We start from the raw sequence: 19077 nt of genomic DNA, 5'->3' as shown, positions 1-19077 counted from the left end.
TCAGGAATCTTCGGTCGCGGCGCCGGGAATCAGCGCCGTGACCGGAACGCCGAGGACTCCGGCGATGCGCGCGAGGTCGACCACCGTGAAGTCCTCCATGCCGTCGAGCAGATTCCCCAGGGCATCGGGGTCGATGCCCGAGCGCGCGGAGAGCTCGGAGAAGGACACTCCGGCGTGGAACCGGGCCCCGTCGACTTCGGATGCCAGCAAATGACGCAATTCTGTCCCCATACGCCTACACTACCGCCACGAACGAACCCGCATGGCGGTCGAATGGACCAGAATGGCAGCATTTTGGCGTCGTCTCGCTGCTATGGTGAGCCGGGTGAAGACACCTGCCGAGGATTTCAACGACGCTGTCGGGCGCCAGATGCGTGCCGAGATCGCCGCGTCGCGCAGCAGCATCGCCGCCATGGCGCGCACCATCGGGATCGCGCGCAGCGCACTGGACAACTACGTGACGGGCAAGCGTGCGATCCCGGTCCCCGTCGTCTACGCGGTGTGCGCCGATCTCGGTGTCGAACCCCACGTGCTGCTGGCACGCGCGGAAGAACGTCTCCGCGCCGACGGAGAGGCCGTCGCGCGCATCACGCCGATCCGACGCGCGCCCGATGTCGCCGGCACGCGCGAAGATACCCGAGAGGTCGCCTTCGAATCCGGTGTCCGCCACGACGCCGACACCGACGACCTCTACGAATAGGCCGGGCACCGCTCCCGGCGCGAGATCGGCACGGGAGGAGTGACCATGCACCACCTTCTCCGGCTCGCCGATGAACAGCGGGTTCGCGTCGTCGAGCGGACCGGTCGAACGCGCGGGGGCTACGACCCCGCGACTCGCACGATCCGCCTCAGCCCCGGCATGAGCGTCCGCACCACTCGCAGCGTGCTCGCGCACGAGCTCGGACACGCCGCTCTCGGCCACGTTCCCGCCCCGACCCCCGCCATCCGCGCCCAGCAGGAGCGCCAGGCGGATGAATGGGCGGCGTCGCAGCTCATCACGCCGCGCGCCTACGCGGAAGCAGAAGCGGTTCGAGGTCCGCATCTCGCGAGCTTGGCCTTCGAGCTGGAGGTCACGATCGAGCTCGTCACGGCCTACCAGCGGCTGCTGCGTCAGACGATCCTCGTCGCTGGTTGAATATCGTCATGCCCTTCCTCGTCACGCCCTCCCCTGTCACCCTGACCGGCGAACTCGTCGAACTCCGTCCCCTCGAACGCGCCCACGTCGATGGACTGATCGAGGCCGTGGAGGAGGGCGACCTGTGGAAGACGGCCTGGTACACCTCGGTACCCGCACCCGATGGTGTCGCCGCGGAGGTCGAGCGCCGGCTCGGGCTCGTCGAGAAGGGCGAGATGGTCCCTTTCACGACGTTCGACGCCACTGGTCGCATCCTGGGACTCACGTCGTACTACGACATCGTCGCCGACGTTCCCCGGCTGCACATCGGCTTCACGTGGAACCGACCGTCGGCACACGGCACGGGCACGAATGCCGAGTCCAAGCTGCTGCTGCTCCGGCACGCGTTCGAGACGCTGGGAGTCTTCCGCGTGGGCCTGACCACGCAATGGGTGAACTTCCAGTCGCGCACGGCGATCGAGCGGCTCGGCGCCAAGCAGGACGGCGTCATGCGGGCCATGAGCCGCTACCGCAACGGCGCGTTGCGCGACAGCGTGGAGTATTCCATCATCGAGCCGGAGTGGCCCGCTGTCAGGGCGAACCTCGAAGCGAGGCTCGCCAGACGACGGTGAACCGTCGACCGTCGGCGGTCAGCCGCCACGCCTGACGACCCGCGGACCGCGGGGAGTCACTCGGTGGCGTTGCCCGACCAGTTGTTCGACCGGCGGGTGGCCGAGCCGCCCTGGCGGAAGATGAAGGCCATGGCCAGGGTCACCAGCAGGAGCCCACCGCAGAAGGCGAGAGCCTGGAACGCCGGCAGCCCGAACGAGATGCCCATCAGCAGGATCCCTCCGATGAAGAGGATCATGAAGAAGAGGAAGCTGAGGATCACGGGATCTCCTGTCGTCGGTGCCGTCTACCAGGATAGCCCGGACTCGGAAACCCCCTGTGCATGTTCTTCCTCGTCTGGTCTGCTCGGAGCATGAAGACACCACTGACCGCCGTCGCCATCTCCTGCACACTCAAGCCGTCGCCCGCGCCCTCCAGCTCCGATCTCCTCGCGACGCAGCTGCTCGACGGCCTCGCCGACCACGGCGTCACCGGTGACGTGGTCCGCGCCGTCGACCTCTCCCTCAGCCCCGGTGTCGAGAAGGACATGGGTGGCGACGACGAATGGCCCCAGATCCGTCGGCGAGTGCTGGACGCCGACATCCTCGTCCTCGTCACCCCCACGTGGATGGGGCAGCATTCGAGCGTCGCACAGCGCGTGCTCGAACGTCTCGATGCGGAGCTCGGCGAGACGGACACCCGCGGCCGCCCCACCCTGTTCGACAAGGTGGCCATCGCGGGCGTCGTCGGGAATGAAGACGGCGCGCACCACATCGCGGCGATCCTCTTCCAGTCGCTGAACGACGTGGGATACACGGTCGCCGCACAGGGCTCGGTCTATTGGAACGGCGAGGCGATGCACACCGTCGACTACAAGGATCTCGAGGAGACACCCGAGAAGGTCGCGTCGGCCATCGGGACGGCGACGAGGAACGCCGCACACCTGGCCCGACTGCTCAAGGCGCAGGAGTATCCCGCGGAGTGATCTCGGTCACTCCGCGAGGTCGAGTGCCCATTCGTTCACGGTCAGCTCGGCGCCGCGGAACTCCTCCGTGAAGCTCCCCGCCAGGGTGAATCCGTTGCGTCGACACACCCCGTTCGATGCCGGGTTCTCGACCCCGGGAAACGCCGTCAGGAAGCGTCGGTCGTGGCGATGCGCACGGGCGTCGTCGATGAGGAGAGCAAGGGCGGCGGACGCCACACCGTGCCCCTGCGCCTCAGGCCGAACGAACCATCCCGTCTCGAGCGCAGGCTCTTCCCGCCAGACGACGTGCCAATGGCCGATCGATCCGAGAGAGCGTCCCTCACCGTCTTCGATGACGAACATCCGCGCCTCACCGGAGGCGACCAGACGCAGGTAGCGGGCGTGCCGTTCCACGATCTCGTCTTCGGTCTCCGGGCCGTTGAGATGCGCGGTCATCTCCGGGGTGTTGGCCGCGCGCAGCAGCTCGAGGTCGTTCTCGGACCAGATCCGGAGGCGGAGATTCTCCATGCTCGGATCCTGGCACGGGTCACGGACATGCGCTCAGTGCGCCGGTGCGCGCGACGACGGCTCCGACGGCGCGCGGAACGTGATGACCTCGCCCCGGCGGGCCTTCTCGACGGTGAGTCCTGCCAGCTCGAGTCGTCGATACACCCGTCGCGGCAGGGCGGGGAGTTCGGCGGAGAAGCCTCGCGGCGGTGTGGCGAGCCCGGCGAACAACGACAGATCGGCACCGGAGCCGCGCACCTCGATGCGCGCGTAATCGCTGCGGCACCGCCAGCGCAGGAACTCGAGGTTCCGGAACGGGATCGTGTGGAGTTCATCGTCCACCTGCACACGTAGCTCGTCGTTCCCGAAGGCGACCGTGCACTGCGCAGTGCGTCGGCGCAGGATCGCGGTGAACACGAGGTACACCGGAAGTCCGACCACGATTCCCATGAGGACGATCGCGATCCGAGGCCCCATCCGCATCACGATGTCGTCGAGTGCGATCAGGAGTGCGACACCGAACAGTCCGGCGACCACGACGATCGCCACGATCGCCTGGGTGAGCGCACGCATCCGGAGCTCGATGGCGGGGAATCGCACGATCGACCCGTCGCCACTCTCCTCCCGTTCCCAGTCCGGTGTCACCGGCGGCGGCTTCTTCTTCGTGTCACGGCGCGCGAAGAAGTCGGTGACACGGCCGATGAGTGCGAGCCAGATCCACCCGGTGGCCGGTATCGCTGCAAGCTGCAGGACCACGGCGATCCCGCGCACCGCCTCGGGGAACGGATCGAGCAGGTCTCCCCCGAACTCCACCACGAACGCGACGAGCGCACCGAGGACGACGGCGACGCCGAGATGCAGGACCGCCCCGTTGCGCGCCGGCACGATTCCCTGCGTCGCATTCACGAACGCGAAGCCGAAGCACCAGCCGCCGACCAGCATGAGCAGGAACGGTAAGAAGCTCAGGTCATCGCCCAGCAGCGTGAATGCGATGGCCGCGAGAAGCAGCACGGCGCCCACGACGAGGGGATTGCGCACGAGCGTGCGTGTCACCTTCACACGCACGCGCGCTTCGGCGGCGGTCTCCTCGGGCATCGAGATGATGCTACGACGCAGGGAGGGCGGCGACGCGCGTCCGCCAGTAGTCGATCTCGGATTTCGTGGCATGGTGACTGAGGGGATCGACCTGCCGGTCGGCCGCGCCGAGCCAGCTCTCCGCTGCGGCACGGTCCCCGTCGATGCAGGCGAGCGCTCCGAGCAGAACACCCGATTGCGCGGGCCTCCTGCGCAAGGACACGGAGTAGTCCGTGTCGCGGAACCTCGGATCCCCGCGGTCGACGACCGGCGGCAGACCCACCCCGTGCAGCAGCAGCTCGAAGAGCGCGGTGCGGTCGCCGCAGCGCTGGAGGAACGGGATGATCTCCGTGCGCACGCGCTCGGCGAGCAGGTCGAGCACGTCGTCGTCAGCGAACCATCCGGTGTCGGACACGAGCAGGTCGAGCTCGAAGGGCTTCACCCGCTTCGGGTCCCGCTGCGTCGCCGGGCCGCCTTCGGGATGCAGCCCTTCGAACAGCACCCCGTACTGCACGCTCATGTACAGGTCGCTGGAGTAGAAATCGACGACCTCCACGCGTGCATCCACCCACCGGCGCCAGGTGCGGCCCGATTTACGGAAGCCCAGCTCGCGCATAGTGCCGTTCACGTGCTCTTCCAGCATGCGGTCGACCTCTCCGCGCAGGAGCTTCGGGATGGGACTCGCCTTCGCCCGCACGGCGGCGGCCTTCTCCTTCTTGAGCTCGGCGTCGCGCTTCCCCGCGCGCGCAACGGCCTCCGGCCCCAGTGCGGCACCGATCCGCTTCAGAAGGTCGCGGCGGGAGATGTCGTCGAGAAGGGCCTCCAGTTCGGCCAGGTCGCCGTCGGCGGAGCGCTGCGCGAGCGTGTCGACGGCAGCGCTGGCCACACGGAGCGCCAGAGACTCCGTGGAAGGAGGGCGGGTCTCGGCGCCCTGCCGCACCAGGGCACCCAGCACCGCTGCGGGCACCTCGGTCACGTCCATCGAGCGTGCGGCGATGACGGCGGCCCGCACCAGGTCTTCGTTAGAGGGCGCGTAGAGATGACCGTCTTCGGCGACTTCCGTCTCCCGTGCCGCACGAACCCATTCCCCGACGAGAGCGCGAGCAGCGTCGGGACGCAGCACCTCCTGCAGCTGTCGCTGCCAGGTCTGGGACGGGGTCTTGTGACCGAGCACCGCGAGGTGGCGGATCAGGGGCTCGACATCGTCGACCGGGTGCGCGCGGGCCAGCTGCCGGGCTCGCTCCGCCCACTCGTCACCGTCGTGGACGGCCGTCAGGTCGAGGACTCCGGGTGGGAGGAAAGAGGCCAGCAGCCGGTTGGCCGTCTTGAGGTCTTTGTCGACGTTCCAACGGGTCGCGATCCGCCCGTGCATCAGGCCGGCAAGGTGGATCGCGCAGGCGTCGAGTGCCTCGTACAAGGCGGTATCGACGTAACCGTCAGCCATCGCCTTCTCCGCGCCCCGCAGAGCCGGTCCGCAGATGTAATTCATGCAATCGACGTTCAACGCGGCCTGCAGCGCGAACACGGCCGTGTCGGAGTCCCAGGGCAGGGTCTTCCGCGGCAGGAAGCGCACGATGTCGTCTTCAGCGGACCGGAATCGCCAGCCGTTCACACGTCTGGGGCTCACGTCCATGACGAGCAGCAGCGCCACGAGCTGACCACGTGGTGACAGCGTCGCGACGTCGACCCGCTCGGGCCAGTCGTTCATGCCGACACCGATGCGGTCGAGGGTCGCCTCCATCTCGTGGAGGAGCATCTCGCGCGTCAGGGGCATGGCTCTGCAAGGCGGCTTCTGTGCGTGCGCATTCCCGAATTCTATGGGTGGCCCATGACAGACGCCGATCACCTCAGGAGCCGCAGTTGCCGATGCGGTCGTCTCGAGGCGGGTGTAGGTTGCGGAGATGGAGCCGATCCGAGTGGGTCTCGTGGCTGACCCGGCTTCGCCCACGGCCGTCGCGCGTCGGATGACCGACCTCACACCCCCGGTCTCGTCTGAGGCCGGGGGCTGGATCGTCGAACTCGTGAGCGAGCCGTTCACCGTCGGTTCTGAAGACGTGGACACCGCCCTCGAACGCCTTCGCGCGCACGCCGAGCAGAACCGGTGGGACCTCGTCGTCGGCGTCACCGAGCTTCCTCTTCGTGATGACGACGGCCGTTACCTGCTGGCGGCGATCGATCCGCGACGCCAGTCCGCGGTGCTGTCACTGCCCGCTCTGGGCGGCTACCGCGTGCAGGCCCGCGCCCGCCACGCGGTGCGAGGACTCGTCAGCGGCATGGCGGAACCCGCCTCGCCCCGGGAACAGCGTCTGCCGCTTCCCCGCATCAGCGCCCGGGGACGCGTACTTCTGGGCATGGTGTTGGCGAACCGTCCGTGGCTGCTCGCCGCTGGGCTCAAGTCCGCCCTGGTGGCGGCCCTGGCTACCGGGGCGGTGGCGACCATCGAGCCCACGGTGTGGTCGCTCGCCATCTCGCTGTCGGGCTGGCGACTGACTGCGGCGACGCTGGCCTCCATCACGATCATCATCGCCTGGATCGTGATCGACGGCAGGCTCTGGGACCGCCCCGACAACGACTCGCCACAGGCGCGAGAGAGATCCCGTCTCTACAACACTTCGACGCTGCTGACTCTGACCATCGGCATCATCATCTGCTATCTGGCGTTGTACGTCGTGAACCTGGCCTGGGCGCTGTTCGTCCTCGACACGACGGTGATGAGCGATGCCCTCGGCCGTGCCGTCGGCGTCGAGGATCTGTTCGTGCTCACCTGGTTCGTCGCGTCGGCCGCGACACTCGGCGGAGCTTTGGGGACGGGGTTGGAATCCGACGATGCGATCCGCGCCGCCACGTACTCGAAGCGCGAGGAGGAGCGACGAGCCCGCTTGGCCCACGAGAAGAGCCGCGGAATCGAGTGATTCCGCGGCTCTTCCACCCGGTAGACCTTCGCTGGTGCACGAAGTTCAGAGAGTCTCCAAGACTTCTCAGAAGTCCCAGTCGTCGTCTTCGGTGGCTTCGGCCTTGCCGATGACGTAAGACGAGCCCGACCCCGAGAAGAAGTCGTGGTTCTCGTCGGCGTTCGGCGAGAGCGCCGACAGGATCGCCGGGTTCACGTTCGTGACGCTGGAGGGGAACATCGCCTCGTAGCCCAGGTTCATGAGGGCCTTGTTGGCGTTGTAGTGCAGGAACTTCTTGACGTCTTCGGTCAGACCGACACCGTCGTAGAGGTCCTGCGTGTACTGCACCTCGTTGTCGTAGAGCTCGTACATGAGCGAGAACGTGTAGTCCTTGAGCTCGTCGCGGCGCGCCTGGGTCTCGTTCTCGAGGCCCTTCTGGAACTTGTAGCCGATGTAGTACCCGTGCACGGCCTCGTCACGGATGATGAGGCGGATCAGGTCGGCCGTGTTCGTCAGCTTCGCCTTCGACGACCAGTAGATCGGCAGGTAGAAGCCCGAGTAGAAGAGGAACGACTCCAGAAGGGTGGAGGCCACCTTGCGCTTGAGCGGGTCGTCGCCCTGGTAGTAGTCCATGATGATCTGAGCCTTCTTCTGAAGGTTCGGGTTCTCGGTGGACCAGCGGAACGCCTCGTCGATCTCCTTCGTCGACGCGAGGGTCGAGAAGATCGAGGAGTAGCTCTTCGCGTGCACCGACTCCATGAACGCGATGTTCGTGTACACGGCCTCTTCGTGAGGGGTGATCGCGTCGGGGATCAGCGACACCGCGCCCACGGTGCCCTGGATCGTGTCGAGCAACGTGAGACCGGTGAACACCCGCATGGTGAGCAGCTGCTCGTCGGGCGTGAGCGTGTTCCACGACTGCACGTCGTTCGACAGCGGCACCTTCTCGGGCAGCCAGAAGTTGTTCACCAGACGGTTCCAGACCTCGAGGTCCTTGTCGTCCTGGATGCGGTTCCAGTTGATCGCCTGCACGCTGGAGACCAGCTTGAGTCTTTCAGGAGTCATTTCTTCGTCGTTTCTCGGGTTTCAGCCGCGTTCTCGGGTCGACAGTTTGTCAGGTCAGAGCATGCACGAGACGCACTCGGCCATGTCGGTGCCCTCGAGCGCCAGCTGACGCAGACGGATGTAGTAGATCGTCTTGATGCCCTTGCGCCATGCGTAGATCTGCGCCTTGTTGATGTCACGCGTGGTGGCGGTGTCCTTGAAGAACAGGGTCAGAGACAGACCCTGGTCGACGTGCTGCGTGGCGGCCGCGTAGGTGTCGATGACCTTCTCGTAACCGATCTCGTACGCGTCCTGGTAGTACTCCAGGTTGTCGTTCGTCATGAACGCCGCCGGGTAGTAGACGCGACCGAGCTTGCCTTCCTTGCGGATCTCGATCTTCGACGCGATCGGGTGGATCGACGACGTGGAGTTGTTGATGTACGAGATCGAGCCGGTCGGCGGGACGGCCTGAAGGTTCTGGTTGTAGATGCCGTGCTTCTGGATCGACGCCTTCAGCTCGGCCCAGTCGTCCTGGGTCGGGATGTGCTTGCCGGCGAAGAGCTCCTTGACCTTCTCGGTCGCGGGAACCCACGCCTGGTCGATGTACTTGTCGAAGAACTCCCCCGACGCATACTTCGAGTCCTCGAACCCGTCGAACGTCGTGCCGCGCTCGATCGCGAGGTTGTTGGACGCCCGCAGGGCGTGGAACAGCACCGTGTAGAAGTAGATGTTCGTGAAGTCGATGCCCTCTTCGGAGCCGTAGTACACATGCTCGCGGGCAAGGTATCCGTGCAGGTTCATCTGGCCGAGGCCGATCGCGTGCGAGCGGTCGTTGCCGTCCTCGATCGACCGCACCGAGCCGATGTGGCTCTGGTCGCTCACCGCGGTGAGGGCGCGGATCGCCGTCTCGACGGTCTGCCCCAGGTCATCGGCATCCATCGACAGCGCGATGTTCATCGAGCCGAGGTTGCAGGAGATGTCCTTGCCGATGTTGTCGTACGACAGGTCGTCGTTGTACGTGGTCGGCGTGTTCACCTGCAGGATCTCGCTGCAGAGGTTGGACATGTTGATCCGACCCTTGATCGGGTTGGCCTTGTTCACCGTGTCTTCGAACATGACGTACGGGTAGCCGGACTCGAACTGGATCTCGGCGACGGTCTGGAAGAACTCGCGCGCGTTGATCTTGGTCTTCTTGATGCGCGGGTCGTCGACCATCTCGCGGTACTTCTCGGTGACCGAGATGTCGCCGAACGGAACGCCGTAGACCTTCTCGACGTCGTACGGCGAGAACAGGTACATGTCCTCGTCGTTCTTGGCGAGTTCGAACGTGATGTCCGGAACCACGACGCCCAGCGACAGCGTCTTGATGCGGATCTTCTCATCGGCGTTCTCGCGCTTGGTGTCGAGGAAGCGCATGATGTCGGGGTGGTGGGCGTTGAGGTACACCGCACCGGCGCCCTGACGCGCACCGAGCTGGTTGGCGTAGCTGAAGCTGTCTTCGAGGAGCTTCATCACGGGGATGATGCCGGAGGACTGGTTCTCGATCTGCTTGATCGGCGCACCCGACTCGCGGATGTTCGACAGCAGCAGGGCGACGCCGCCGCCGCGCTTGGAGAGCTGCAGAGCCGAGTTGATGCCGCGGGCGATCGACTCCATGTTGTCTTCGATGCGCAGCAGGAAGCAGCTGACGAGTTCGCCGCGCTGCGCCTTGCCGGCGTTGAGGAATGTCGGGGTGGCCGGCTGGAAGCGACCGGAGATGATCTCTTCGACGAGCGCGACCGCGAGCTTCTCATCACCGTCGGCGAGGCCGAGGGCGGTCATCACGACGCGGTCCTCGAAGCGCTCGAGGTAGCGCTTGCCGTCGAACGTCTTCAGCGTGTAGCTCGTGTAGTACTTGAACGCGCCGAGGAACGTCTCGAAACGGAACTTCTTGCCGTAGGCGAGGTCGTTGAGCTTCTGGATGAACTCCATCGAGTACTTCTCGATGACGGCGCCTTCGTAGTACTCCTTCTCCACGAGGTAGTCCAGACGCTCCTTGAGCGAGTGGAAGAACACCGTGTTCTGGTTCACGTGCTGCAGGAAGTACTCCCGCGCGGCGCGCTTGTCGGCGTCGAACTGGATCTTCCCGTTCGCGTCGTACAGGTTGAGCATCGCGTTGAGGGCGTGATAGTCGAGACCCTCGTAAGAGGGGTTCGCCTTGAATGCCACTGTCTCGGTCACTGAAGCTGCCACCGTCGTTCCAATCCGTCGCTCACGCGATCCACATCGTCTTGTGTGCCGAAGATCTCGAGCCGATACAAGTGAGGCACGTTGCACTTGCGGCTGATGATGTCACCGGCGAGGCAGAAGGCGTCGCCGAAGTTGGTGTTGCCCGCGGAGATCACGCCGCGGATGTGGCGCCGGTTGCGCTCATCGTTGAGGAACCGGATCACCTGTTTCGGAACGGCACCCTTCTCGACGCCGCGCCCCGCTCCCCCGCCGTAGGTGGGGGTGACCAGCACGAAGGGCTCGTCGATGACGAGGTCTTCTTCGTGTCGGTGGAGGGGGATGCGTCGGGACGGGAGTCCGAGCTTCTCGATGAACCGCGCGGTGTTACCCGAGACGCTCGAGAAGTAGATCAGGAGCGGCGCTGCGGTCGCGACGGCGCTCATGCGGCGTCACGCCAGACGGGAGGCGAGTTCGTCGATCTTGTCGGGACGGAAACCCGACCAGTGACCCTCGTCGGTGACGACGACGGGTGCCTGCATGTAGCCGAGCGCCTTGACCTGCTCGAGTGCCGTCGGGTCTTCCGACAGGTCGAGGATCTCGTACTCGATGCCCTTGGCATCGAGGGCACGGTAGGTGGCGTTGCACTGAACGCAGGAAGGCTTTGTGTAGACCGTGATCGACATCTTTTTCGTAACCCCTCAAATCTCTGGCCTGCTTCTCATCAGGCTGTTTCCCGGTAGACCCCCTGCCGGGACTTCAATACTACATATGGGGACCGACATTGGGGGCGACCACAAGGGGTAGTAGTTACATCCGTGTAGTTATCCACCGTTCTCTACAGATACAACACAGGTTCTCCACCGTTTCTTCCACAGGCTGAGCCCTCGTCCGGAGGCACTCGAACCGCGTGAAATCGCGGCTGGGAAGCCCCTGTGAGCGATCCATCCACAGGGGGGACGTTACGACGCCCCACCGACATTCGGATTCCTGTGGAAATCGACCTTCGGCGTGTCGCGGGCGTGTCGCGGATCGACCTCTTCGGCGGCCGACCCCGCGGCCCGGTACCGTGGTCTGGTGGCGGGATATCGGGATCTTCTTCGCACGCCGGGAGTGGCGCGCATGATCGCTGCTCAGCTGACCGCGCGCTTCCCCAACGGAATGATGTCGCTGGCGATCCTGCTGCACGTCGAGCAGCAGACCGGGTCGTACGGATCGGCAGGCCTGGTCCTCGCCGCGACCAGTGTGGGCCAGGCGATCGCCGGTCCCATCACCAGCCGCTGGATGGGCGTCTGGGGCATGCGACGCGTGCTCACGCTCACACTGTCGGTGTGCGTCGTGGCGGTGCTGTGCCTCGCACTGCTGCCGCTCGAGGTACCGGGCTACATGGCTCTCGGCATGGTCGCCGGACTCTCCACCCCGCCCGTCCAGGCCGCGGTGCGCACCATCTACCCGAAGCTCGTCAACTCCTCGAACCTCACGCCGCTATTCTCCCTCGACGCGTCGCTGCAGGAGATCATCTGGGTGCTGGCCCCCGTCGTGATCACGCTCGTCTCGACCCAGATCGGCACGCCGGAGGGCCTGCTGCTGGTGGCGATCATCCTCGTCGGCGGCGGCGCCTGGTTCATCCTCTCCCCCGAGGTCGGACGGGTCCGCATCCCCCGGAGCCGCAACGCTCTGGGCAAGGTCGTACTCAAGCCGCCTGTACTGCTGGCGACCGTGATCGGTTTCCTCCTGATCGGAGCCTGTGCGGCTGTCGAGGTGGGAGTCGTCGCGACGTTCGAGCACGGAAGCCTCGCGGCCGGTCTCGTGCTCGCCGTATTCTCGGCGGGAAGCCTCGCCGGCGGTCTGGCCTTCGGTCACATCCCCATCGGGCCATGGGCCATGGCGCGCCGTCTGCTGATCGTCACGATCGGCCTCGGCCTGACGATGGTCATGCTCAACGTGTTCTGGCTCGGCAGCACCCTGATCCTCGCCGGCATCGGCATCGCTCCGGCTCTCGCCGTGCTCTTCGCGATCACCTCGGCCAGCGTGAAGTTCAGCGAGACCGCTGAGGCCTTCGGCTGGGCCGGCACCGGCCAGCTCATCGGCGCCGCCGCCGGATCCGCGGTCGCCGGCTTCCTCGTCGATGTCGGCGACTGGCGCGGCGCCTACCTCGCCGCCACGATCTTCGCCGCGGTGGGACTGCTCGTGGCCGTCGTCTTCGTCCGTTCCTTCCCCGATCTGCGTCACCGCGACGCGAGTCCGCATCCCGACACCGAACCCTTGGCGGTCACCCCCTCATGAGCTCCCCCATCTCTTCGACCTCTGCCCCCGAGATCGTCTGCATCGGCGAGACGATGGCGCTGATCACTCCGACGGATGCCCCGCTCGCCGACGCCGCGCAGGCGTCGATCGGCCTGGCCGGCGCCGAGTCCAACGTGGCCGCCGGCGTCGCCTCCTCCGGACACCGCGTCGCCTGGGCGTCGCGCCTGGGCGACGACCCGCTCGGCGACAGGGTCGCCTCAGAGCTCGAGCGGCGGGGTGTGGAGTTGTGGGTCGAGCGCGACGATGCCGCACCCACCGGAGTGATGTTCAAGGACCCGGGCGCCGAATCCTCCTCCGTCTACTACTACCGTCGGGGATCCGCTGCCTCCCGCATGGAGCCGGGGTTCCTGACCGCGCGGCGTCTCGACGGGGTGCGGATCGTGCACACCACCGGGATCACCCCCGCGCTGTCCGCGTCGTGCCGCGAGACGGTCGACCAGCTCTTCTCCGACGCCCGCACCGCGGGAGCCCTCGTGTCGTTCGACGTGAACGACCGGCGTCCGCTGTGGAGCAGGGAGGAGGCCGCAGAGACGCTCGCCCGCCTGGCCGACACCGCGGACATCTCCTTCGTCGGCCGAGACGAGGCTGAACGCATCTGGGGTACCGCGACACCCGCCGAGATCCGCGCCTTCCTCCCGAACTGCGCGCTGCTGGTCGTCAAGGACGGCGATGTCGGCGCCACCGCCTTCCATGGCGACGACGAGCCGATCTTCGTGCCCGCTCCCGTGGTCGACGTCGTCGAGCCGGTCGGCGCGGGAGATGCGTTCGCATCCGGCTTCCTGGCGGCGACCCTCGACGGAGCCGACCTCGCCGCGCGCCTCTCCGCCGGCCACGCGGCCGCGGAGCGCGTGCTGGCGATCGCCGCCGACCTCCCACCGCTGGTGCCGCTCGCCTGACGCGGCTCGGGTGATCCCGGCCGCCTGAACACCACCGGTCGTAGGCTGGTGCCATGCCCGCCCCGCTCACCCTGCCCCGTATCTCGTGGGGCTCCCCGTCGGCATCCCGTCGCGCCCTCCTCGTCCACGGTCTCGGTTCCTCAGGAGCACTGATGTGGCGTCTCGGAGACGCTCTCGCCGCAGCGGGATGGCACGCGACCGCCGTCGACCTGCGGGGTCACGGCGATGCACCGCGCGCTCTCGACTACTCGGTGGCCGCGTACGGTGCCGATCTCGCCGCCACCCTCCCGGACGGCGGCGGCGCGTGGGACGCGGTCATCGGCCATTCGCTCGGCGGCGCATCCAGCACGGTCGCGGCGGCTTCGACCCCGGAATGGACTCGACGGCTGGTGCTGATCGACCCCGCGATCCATGTGGGCGGGCGCGATGCGGCGATCGTGCGACGGAGCCAGGAGCGCGCATTCGCCGACACCCGCCTCGAAGTGGTGCAGGCGGAGCATCCGCACTGGCATCCGCAGGATCAGGAGCTCAAGGTCGACGCGGTGCTGCGTGCGAGCGCGTGGGCGGTGGAGCAGACCAGTGCCCAGAATCAGCCCTGGGACGTACGGGCAGAGGCTGCGCGTCTGACCGTGCCCACGCATGTGATCGGCGCCGACCCCGCGGTCTACAGCATCTTCACGGGAGAACTCGCCGACGAGGTCCTCGCGGCGAACCCCCTGATCACCCTCTCCGTCGTCGAGGGTGCAGGACACTCCCTGCACCGCGACCGCCCGGAGGAATCCGTCCGTCAGCTTCTGGAGGCTCTGGCATGACATTCGACCCTGCGACGCTCCTGCCCGACGACCTTCTCGAGCGCATCCGCGAGCGCGCACCGATCCACGACCGCGAGAACACCTTCCCCCAGCAGGACCTCGACGAGTTGCGCGCGGCCGGCTACCTGTCGATCCTGGTGCCGAAGGAGCGCGGAGGGGCGGGGCTCGGACTCGCCGAGGCCGCGATCCTGCAGCAGCGTCTCGCCGGTGCCGCGCCGGCGACGGCGCTGGCCATCAACATGCATCTCGTGTGGACCGGCGTGGCGAAGGTCTTCTCCGACAGAGGCGTCCCCGGCCTCGAGTTCGTGCAGGACGGCGCTGCGGCAGGCGAGGTCTTCGCCTTCGGCATCAGCGAGGGCGGCAACGACCTGGTACTGTTCGGCAGCGACACCGCGGCCGTGCCCGACGGCGACGGCGGCTACGCGTTCACCGGGACCAAGATCTTCACCTCCCTCGCTCCGGTCTGGACGCGGCTGGGGCTGCACGGCCTCGACACCACCAGCCCCGATGGGCCGAAGCTCGTGTTCGCCTTCGTGGAGCGGACGCACGCCGTCACGACGTCCGACGACTGGGACACCCTCGGCATGCGGGGCACGCAGAGCCGCACCACCCGGCTGAACGGCGCCGTGGCCGATGCCGCGCACGTGGTGCGGCGCATCGACCCCGGGCCCAGCCCCGATCCGATCGTGTTCGGCATCTTCTCGGTGTTCGAGATCCTGCTCGCCTCCGTCTACACCGGCATCGCCCGGCGAGCGCTCGAGCTCGCCGTGACGACGGCGCAGAAGCGGCACTCGAAGAAGACCGGCCTCGCCTACAGCCAGGACCCCGACATCCGCTGGCGCATCGCCGACATGGCCATCGCCTACGACGCCCTGCCGCCGCAGATCGCCTCCCTCGCCCGTGATGTGGACGACGGCGTCGATCACGGCGCGCGCTGGTTCCCGCAGCTCTCCGGCGTCAAGCACCGGGCGATCACGATGGCCAAGCACGTGGTCGACGAGGCGATGCTCGTGGCCGGCGGCGGGTCGTACTTCTCCGCCAACGAGCTCTCGCGTCTCTACCGTGACGTGCTGGCCGGGGCGTTCCACCCCTCCGACCCCGAATCCGCGCATTCGACGGCGGCGAACGCCTGGCTGGGTCCGCTCGAGAGCTGAATTTCCTGCCGATTCCGCTGGACGAATCGCCAGATTCTGCGAAATCGGTTGCCGAGCGCATTGCGGAGTGCGAAGATCGCACCATGAGTCCGGCGAAGAAGCACCCTTCCCTCGATGCGGTCTCGAAGACGATCGTCGAGCTGCTCCAAGAGGACGGCCGTCGTTCGTATTCGGAGATCGGCCGCACCGTCGGGATGAGCGAAGCCGCGGTGCGCCAGAGGGTGCAGCGGCTCACCGAGTCGGGTGTGATGCAGATCGTCGCCGTCACCGACCCGATGCAGCTGGGCTTCCACCGCCAGGCCATGATCGGCGTCCGCGTGTCCGGCGACGCGCGCCGTGTCGCCGAGGCCATCGCCGCGATCGAGTCCGTCGACTACGTGGTCATCACGGTCGGCTCGTTCGACGTCCTCGCCGAGGTCGTCTGCGAGGACGACGACGACCTGCTCGCGCTGATCAACGACGTCATCCGCCCGATCGATGGCGTCCTCTCCACCGAAACCTTCATCTACGCCAAGCTGCAGAAGCAGCTCTACAACTGGGGGACCAGATGAGCACCGCACGCACCATCCCTTCCGAGTCCGCACTGCAGACGATGGCGAAGGACCATCTCTGGATGCACTTCACCCGGCAGTCGACGATGGCGGAGTCGGGTGTGCCCATCATCGTCAAGGGAGACGGGCATCGTATCTGGGATGCCAAGGGCAAGGAATACTTCGACGGCCTGGCCGGACTCTTCGTCGTGAACGCCGGCCACGGTCGGCGTCGGCTGGCCGAGGCCGCGGCGGCGCAGGCCTCCGAGCTGGCTTTCTTCCCCCTCTGGTCGTATGCGCACCCGGCAGCGATCGAGCTGGCCGACCGTCTCGCCGACGAGGCGCCGGGCGACCTCAACAAGGTCTTCTTCTCCACCGGGGGCGGCGAGGCGGTCGAGACCGCGTTCAAGCTCGCGAAGCACTACTGGAAGCTGCAGGGCAAGCCCGCCAAGCACAAGGTGATCTCTCGCGCCGTCGCGTATCACGGCACCCCGCAGGGCGCGCTGGCGATCACGGGCATCCCGGCGATGAAGTCGATGTTCGAGCCCGTCACCCCCGGCGGCTTCCGCGTGCCCAACACCAACTTCTACCGCGCGGCCGAGATGGGTGGACCCGCCGACGACCTCGAGGCATTCGGACGCTGGGCGGCCGACCGCATCGAGGAGATGATCCTCTTCGAAGGCGCTGACACCGTGGCCGCCGTGTTCCTCGAGCCGGTGCAGAACTCCGGCGGATGCTTCCCGCCCCCTCCCGGCTACTTCGCCCGCGTCCGCGAGATCTGCGACCGCCACGACGTGCTGCTCGTCTCGGACGAGGTCATCTGCGCCTTCGGCCGCCTCGGTCACACCTTCGCGTGCACGGGCCTGGGCTACGTGCCCGACATGATCACGTGCGCCAAGGGCATGACGAGCGGCTACTCCCCCATCGGCGCGACCATCGTCAGCGACCGTATCTACGAGCCCTTCTCGAAGGGCGATCTGTCCTTCCCGCACGGCTACACGTTCGGCGGGCACCCGGTGTCGGCCGCTGTCGCTCTGGAGAACCTGGCGATCTTCGACGAGGAGGGGCTGAACGCGCACGTGCGCGAGAATTCCCCGCTGTTCCGCACCGAGCTCGAGAAGCTGCTCGACCTGCCGCTGGTGGGCGACGTGCGGGGCGACGGCTACTTCTTCGGCATCGAGCTCGTGAAGGACAAGTCGACCAAGGAGACCTTCGACGACGACGAGTCCGAGCGGCTGCTGCGCGGCTTCCTCTCCCCCGCCCTGTTCGAGGCCGGTCTGTATTGCCGCGCCGACGACCGCGGCGACCCCGTGATCCAGCTCGCGCCGCCGCTCACCGTCGGGCCTTCGGAATTCCGCGAGATCGAGCAGATCCTGCGCGACGTGCTGACACGCGCGCAGTCGGTGCTCTGACCCTCGCGCGCACCGATCGGGCGGATACGGGTCAGGCCACCGGCACCGCGCTCCGCTTCGCCAGCAGGGCGAGGTGGAGCGCGGCGAGCGTCTCCCCGTCGTCGAGGTCGACGTCGAGCAGATCACCGATCAGGGTGAGCCGCTGGTAGAAGACGGATCTCGAGAGGTGGCTCGCGGCCGCCGCCGCGGAGCGATTCCCGGGGTGGGTGACGAGCGCCGCGAGCACGTCGAGCAGGTCTCCGCGCCGCTCGCGGTCGTACGCCACGACCGGGGCGAGCATCCGCTCGCTGTGTGCGAGCAGCCGCTGATCGTCGCGCAGCGAGGCGACGAAGCGTTCCAGCGGACGGTCGTCGACGCGTCGCACGCGCGGGCCGGATTCGGAGCGGTCGCTCGCCGCGAGGTCTCTCGCCGCGCGCAACGAAGCGAGCAGCCCCAGGACATCTTCGGCGGGAGGGCCGACGAAGACCGTGCGCGCGGGCCCCGCGATGCGCACGGCGAGAGCATCGGTGAGCGGGGCGGACTCAGGGAGCGACAGCAGGGCGACGTCGTCCTCTCCCACGCGTGCGGCGACCACGGCGGCCCCGGCCTGCCGAGCCCGGTAGGCGAGCTCGGCCGCCGACTCCGCCCCGCGGGCGACGATGCCGTGGCAATGCCGACCCGAAAGAGCGAACCCGCCCGAAGCCAGACGGGCGGCGATGTCGGCCGGGTTCGCGAACCGCGCGCCGAGCAGATCGTCGATGATGCCCCGCTGCGCGAGCAGCGACCACTCGGTGTCGCCCCCGTCCGCCAGGCAGCCGAAGGCCAGTGCCGTCGCCCCCTGTTCGAGCACCGTGTGCCGGCCCGCCGGGTGCACGGGGCCCGGAAGGGCGAGCAGGGTTCCCCACCGCACCCCCCGCGCCTGCACCGGGATGCGATCGGCCGCGTCGAGCTGTCCGAGCGCCTGCGCGACCGGCATCCGCAGGGTCTCGAGCGCGATCACCTCGTGCGCGAGGTTCTCCAACACGACGGGCGCGCCGAGCGCTCTCGCGGTCTCGGCGACGACGACGTCGGCCGGAGCGCCCTGCAGGCTCAGCGCAGTGAAGAGCTCGTGCAGGCGCTGGCGTTCGTGCAGCGCATCCGTCTGAGCGGCGATGAGCGATCTGTGCACCGACTCCGTCACCGCGACGAACTTGATCTCGCTGGTCAGGGCGATCAGGGCGAGACCGACGTCCCGGCACACCTCGGTCACGGCATCGGGGATCTGCGATTGGCCGGACCCGAGCTCCACGACGATGCCCGCGATCCCCGCACGGTGCAGGGCTCTCGCGAAGTCGCGCAGCTCGTCCGGAGCCGTCGGCCATCCCGCCCCGGTGCTGAGCAGCAGCTCGCCGCCGTCGAGCAGTCGGGCGACTCCTGCGCTGTCGGAGACATGCACCCAGCGCACGTCGGCATCGAGAGCGGCGCCGCCCACGACCACGTCCGGTGCGCCCGCCTGCAGCACCGGATCGGCGAGAACGTCGGCCACCGTGAGCACACCCCCTGCCCGACTCGGACGATCTGTCCGATGCGGGCTCAAGTC

The 19077-nt window shown here is 67.4% G+C and carries 21 protein-coding genes; 11 read left to right on the top strand and 10 right to left on the bottom strand.

The window, feature by feature from the left end:
* Entirely contained in the window at nt 1-231 is a 231-nt protein-coding gene (locus tag DW307_RS04965) for a helix-turn-helix domain-containing protein (RefSeq protein WP_235045227.1), read from the bottom strand.
* A 94-nt stretch (nt 232-325) separates the two neighbouring features.
* On the opposite strand from DW307_RS04965, the gene DW307_RS04960 reads away from it, so the two are divergent.
* Genes DW307_RS04960 through DW307_RS04950 form a run of 3 tightly spaced genes read left to right on the top strand, consistent with a single transcriptional unit; the run spans nt 326 to nt 1746 of the window.
* Nucleotides 326-700 (top strand): helix-turn-helix domain-containing protein, encoded by a 375-nt coding sequence (locus DW307_RS04960; protein WP_240750491.1) that lies wholly within the window; start codon nt 326-328, stop codon nt 698-700.
* 24 nt (nt 701-724) lie between these two features.
* Entirely contained in the window at nt 725-1135 is a 411-nt protein-coding gene (locus DW307_RS04955; protein ID WP_268741825.1) for a zinc metallopeptidase, read from the top strand.
* 8 nt (nt 1136-1143) lie between these two features.
* Nucleotides 1144-1746, top strand: a complete 603-nt coding sequence (locus DW307_RS04950; protein ID WP_136024182.1) for a GNAT family N-acetyltransferase — start codon at nt 1144-1146, stop codon at nt 1744-1746.
* A 56-nt stretch (nt 1747-1802) separates the two neighbouring features.
* Here the strand turns inward: DW307_RS04950 and DW307_RS04945 are convergent, their stop codons facing one another.
* Entirely contained in the window at nt 1803-2006 is a 204-nt protein-coding gene (locus tag DW307_RS04945; RefSeq protein ID WP_136024181.1) for a hypothetical protein, read from the bottom strand.
* A gap of 90 nt (nt 2007-2096) precedes the next feature.
* Here DW307_RS04945 and DW307_RS04940 point away from each other — a divergent pair, with 90 nt between their 5' ends.
* Complete coding sequence (locus tag DW307_RS04940; RefSeq protein ID WP_136024180.1) at nt 2097-2708, top strand: flavodoxin family protein; 612 nt, start codon at nt 2097-2099, stop codon at nt 2706-2708.
* Between the two features lie 6 nt (nt 2709-2714).
* Here the strand turns inward: DW307_RS04940 and DW307_RS04935 are convergent, their stop codons facing one another.
* From DW307_RS04935 to DW307_RS04925, 3 genes are read right to left on the bottom strand one after another with little or no spacing between them, the layout of a single operon-like run.
* Nucleotides 2715-3215, bottom strand: a complete 501-nt coding sequence (locus DW307_RS04935) for a GNAT family N-acetyltransferase (protein ID WP_136024179.1) — start codon at nt 3213-3215, stop codon at nt 2715-2717.
* Nucleotides 3216-3248: 33 nt separating this feature from the next.
* Nucleotides 3249-4289 (bottom strand): hypothetical protein, encoded by a 1041-nt coding sequence (locus DW307_RS04930; protein ID WP_029267123.1) that lies wholly within the window; start codon nt 4287-4289, stop codon nt 3249-3251.
* Nucleotides 4290-4299: 10 nt separating this feature from the next.
* Entirely contained in the window at nt 4300-6042 is a 1743-nt protein-coding gene (locus DW307_RS04925) for a DUF4304 domain-containing protein (RefSeq protein WP_136024178.1), read from the bottom strand.
* A gap of 127 nt (nt 6043-6169) precedes the next feature.
* Here DW307_RS04925 and DW307_RS04920 point away from each other — a divergent pair, with 127 nt between their 5' ends.
* Nucleotides 6170-7180, top strand: coding sequence for a hypothetical protein (locus DW307_RS04920; protein WP_029267126.1), 1011 nt, complete (start codon nt 6170-6172; stop codon nt 7178-7180).
* 66 nt (nt 7181-7246) lie between these two features.
* On the opposite strand, the gene nrdF is transcribed toward DW307_RS04920, so the two are convergent.
* From nrdF to nrdH, 4 genes are read right to left on the bottom strand one after another with little or no spacing between them, the layout of a single operon-like run.
* On the bottom strand, nt 7247-8224 hold the full coding sequence (nrdF, locus tag DW307_RS04915) for a class 1b ribonucleoside-diphosphate reductase subunit beta (protein WP_045263442.1): 978 nt from the start codon (nt 8222-8224) through the stop codon (nt 7247-7249).
* 54 nt (nt 8225-8278) lie between these two features.
* Entirely contained in the window at nt 8279-10423 is a 2145-nt protein-coding gene (gene nrdE / locus DW307_RS04910) for a class 1b ribonucleoside-diphosphate reductase subunit alpha (protein ID WP_021199955.1), read from the bottom strand.
* On the bottom strand, nt 10420-10854 hold the full coding sequence (gene nrdI, locus DW307_RS04905) for a class Ib ribonucleoside-diphosphate reductase assembly flavoprotein NrdI (protein WP_021199956.1): 435 nt from the start codon (nt 10852-10854) through the stop codon (nt 10420-10422). Before nrdI ends, nrdE begins: the two co-directional genes overlap by 4 nt.
* Before the next feature lie 6 nt (nt 10855-10860).
* Nucleotides 10861-11094, bottom strand: coding sequence for a glutaredoxin-like protein NrdH (gene nrdH / locus DW307_RS04900; RefSeq protein ID WP_017828869.1), 234 nt, complete (start codon nt 11092-11094; stop codon nt 10861-10863).
* A 436-nt stretch (nt 11095-11530) separates the two neighbouring features.
* On the opposite strand from nrdH, the gene DW307_RS04895 reads away from it, so the two are divergent.
* The 6 genes from DW307_RS04895 (at nt 11531) to DW307_RS04870 (ending at nt 17519) form a co-directional block, all read left to right on the top strand.
* Complete coding sequence (locus DW307_RS04895; RefSeq protein ID WP_136024177.1) at nt 11531-12694, top strand: MFS transporter; 1164 nt, start codon at nt 11531-11533, stop codon at nt 12692-12694.
* Complete coding sequence (locus DW307_RS04890; protein ID WP_136024176.1) at nt 12691-13611, top strand: sugar kinase; 921 nt, start codon at nt 12691-12693, stop codon at nt 13609-13611. Before DW307_RS04895 ends, DW307_RS04890 begins: the two co-directional genes overlap by 4 nt.
* A gap of 53 nt (nt 13612-13664) precedes the next feature.
* Nucleotides 13665-14423, top strand: coding sequence for an alpha/beta fold hydrolase (locus tag DW307_RS04885; protein WP_029267134.1), 759 nt, complete (start codon nt 13665-13667; stop codon nt 14421-14423).
* Nucleotides 14420-15577 carry an acyl-CoA dehydrogenase family protein gene (locus tag DW307_RS04880; RefSeq protein WP_021199960.1) on the top strand — a complete coding sequence of 386 codons (1158 nt, stop codon included), beginning with the start codon at nt 14420-14422 and terminating at the stop codon, nt 15575-15577. Before DW307_RS04885 ends, DW307_RS04880 begins: the two co-directional genes overlap by 4 nt.
* Nucleotides 15578-15660: 83 nt before the next feature.
* A complete protein-coding gene (locus DW307_RS04875; RefSeq protein WP_021199961.1) occupies nt 15661-16128 on the top strand; it encodes an Lrp/AsnC family transcriptional regulator in 468 nt (155 codons plus the stop codon).
* Nucleotides 16125-17519, top strand: coding sequence for an aspartate aminotransferase family protein (locus DW307_RS04870; protein WP_021199962.1), 1395 nt, complete (start codon nt 16125-16127; stop codon nt 17517-17519). The genes DW307_RS04875 and DW307_RS04870 overlap by 4 nt, the downstream gene beginning before the upstream one ends.
* 31 nt (nt 17520-17550) lie before the next feature.
* Here the strand turns inward: DW307_RS04870 and DW307_RS04865 are convergent, their stop codons facing one another.
* Nucleotides 17551-19023: a PucR family transcriptional regulator gene (locus DW307_RS04865; RefSeq protein WP_029267136.1), complete on the bottom strand. Its 1473-nt coding sequence runs from the start codon at nt 19021-19023 to the stop codon at nt 17551-17553.
* Nucleotides 19024-19077 lie beyond the last annotated feature (54 nt).

Source organism: Microbacterium sp. K27 (genome assembly GCF_004794435.1).
GTDB classification, from domain to species: domain Bacteria; phylum Actinomycetota; class Actinomycetes; order Actinomycetales; family Microbacteriaceae; genus Microbacterium; species Microbacterium maritypicum_A.
Note: the sequence above shows the minus strand (reverse complement) of the source record. Positions and strands in the feature narration are given on the sequence as shown.

What these genes read in the sequence shown, in the direction of transcription:
- DW307_RS04875 (WP_021199961.1), top strand. Translation starts at nt 15,661, where the DNA reads ATGAGTCCGGCGAAGAAGCACCCTTCCCTCGATGCGGTCTCGAAGACG.
- nrdH (WP_017828869.1), bottom strand. Translation starts at nt 11,094, where the DNA reads ATGTCGATCACGGTCTACACAAAGCCTTCCTGCGTTCAGTGCAACGCC.
- DW307_RS04880 (WP_021199960.1), top strand. Translation starts at nt 14,420, where the DNA reads ATGACATTCGACCCTGCGACGCTCCTGCCCGACGACCTTCTCGAGCGC.
- DW307_RS04890 (WP_136024176.1), top strand. Translation starts at nt 12,691, where the DNA reads ATGAGCTCCCCCATCTCTTCGACCTCTGCCCCCGAGATCGTCTGCATC.
- DW307_RS04940 (WP_136024180.1), top strand. Translation starts at nt 2,097, where the DNA reads ATGAAGACACCACTGACCGCCGTCGCCATCTCCTGCACACTCAAGCCG.
- DW307_RS04870 (WP_021199962.1), top strand. Translation starts at nt 16,125, where the DNA reads ATGAGCACCGCACGCACCATCCCTTCCGAGTCCGCACTGCAGACGATG.
- DW307_RS04965 (WP_235045227.1), bottom strand. Translation starts at nt 231, where the DNA reads ATGGGGACAGAATTGCGTCATTTGCTGGCATCCGAAGTCGACGGGGCC.
- DW307_RS04930 (WP_029267123.1), bottom strand. Translation starts at nt 4,289, where the DNA reads ATGCCCGAGGAGACCGCCGCCGAAGCGCGCGTGCGTGTGAAGGTGACA.
- DW307_RS04895 (WP_136024177.1), top strand. Translation starts at nt 11,531, where the DNA reads ATGATCGCTGCTCAGCTGACCGCGCGCTTCCCCAACGGAATGATGTCG.
- DW307_RS04885 (WP_029267134.1), top strand. Translation starts at nt 13,665, where the DNA reads ATGCCCGCCCCGCTCACCCTGCCCCGTATCTCGTGGGGCTCCCCGTCG.
- DW307_RS04935 (WP_136024179.1), bottom strand. Translation starts at nt 3,215, where the DNA reads ATGGAGAATCTCCGCCTCCGGATCTGGTCCGAGAACGACCTCGAGCTG.
- DW307_RS04925 (WP_136024178.1), bottom strand. Translation starts at nt 6,042, where the DNA reads ATGCCCCTGACGCGCGAGATGCTCCTCCACGAGATGGAGGCGACCCTC.
- DW307_RS04920 (WP_029267126.1), top strand. Translation starts at nt 6,170, where the DNA reads ATGGAGCCGATCCGAGTGGGTCTCGTGGCTGACCCGGCTTCGCCCACG.
- nrdF (WP_045263442.1), bottom strand. Translation starts at nt 8,224, where the DNA reads ATGACTCCTGAAAGACTCAAGCTGGTCTCCAGCGTGCAGGCGATCAAC.
- DW307_RS04950 (WP_136024182.1), top strand. Translation starts at nt 1,144, where the DNA reads ATGCCCTTCCTCGTCACGCCCTCCCCTGTCACCCTGACCGGCGAACTC.
- nrdI (WP_021199956.1), bottom strand. Translation starts at nt 10,854, where the DNA reads ATGAGCGCCGTCGCGACCGCAGCGCCGCTCCTGATCTACTTCTCGAGC.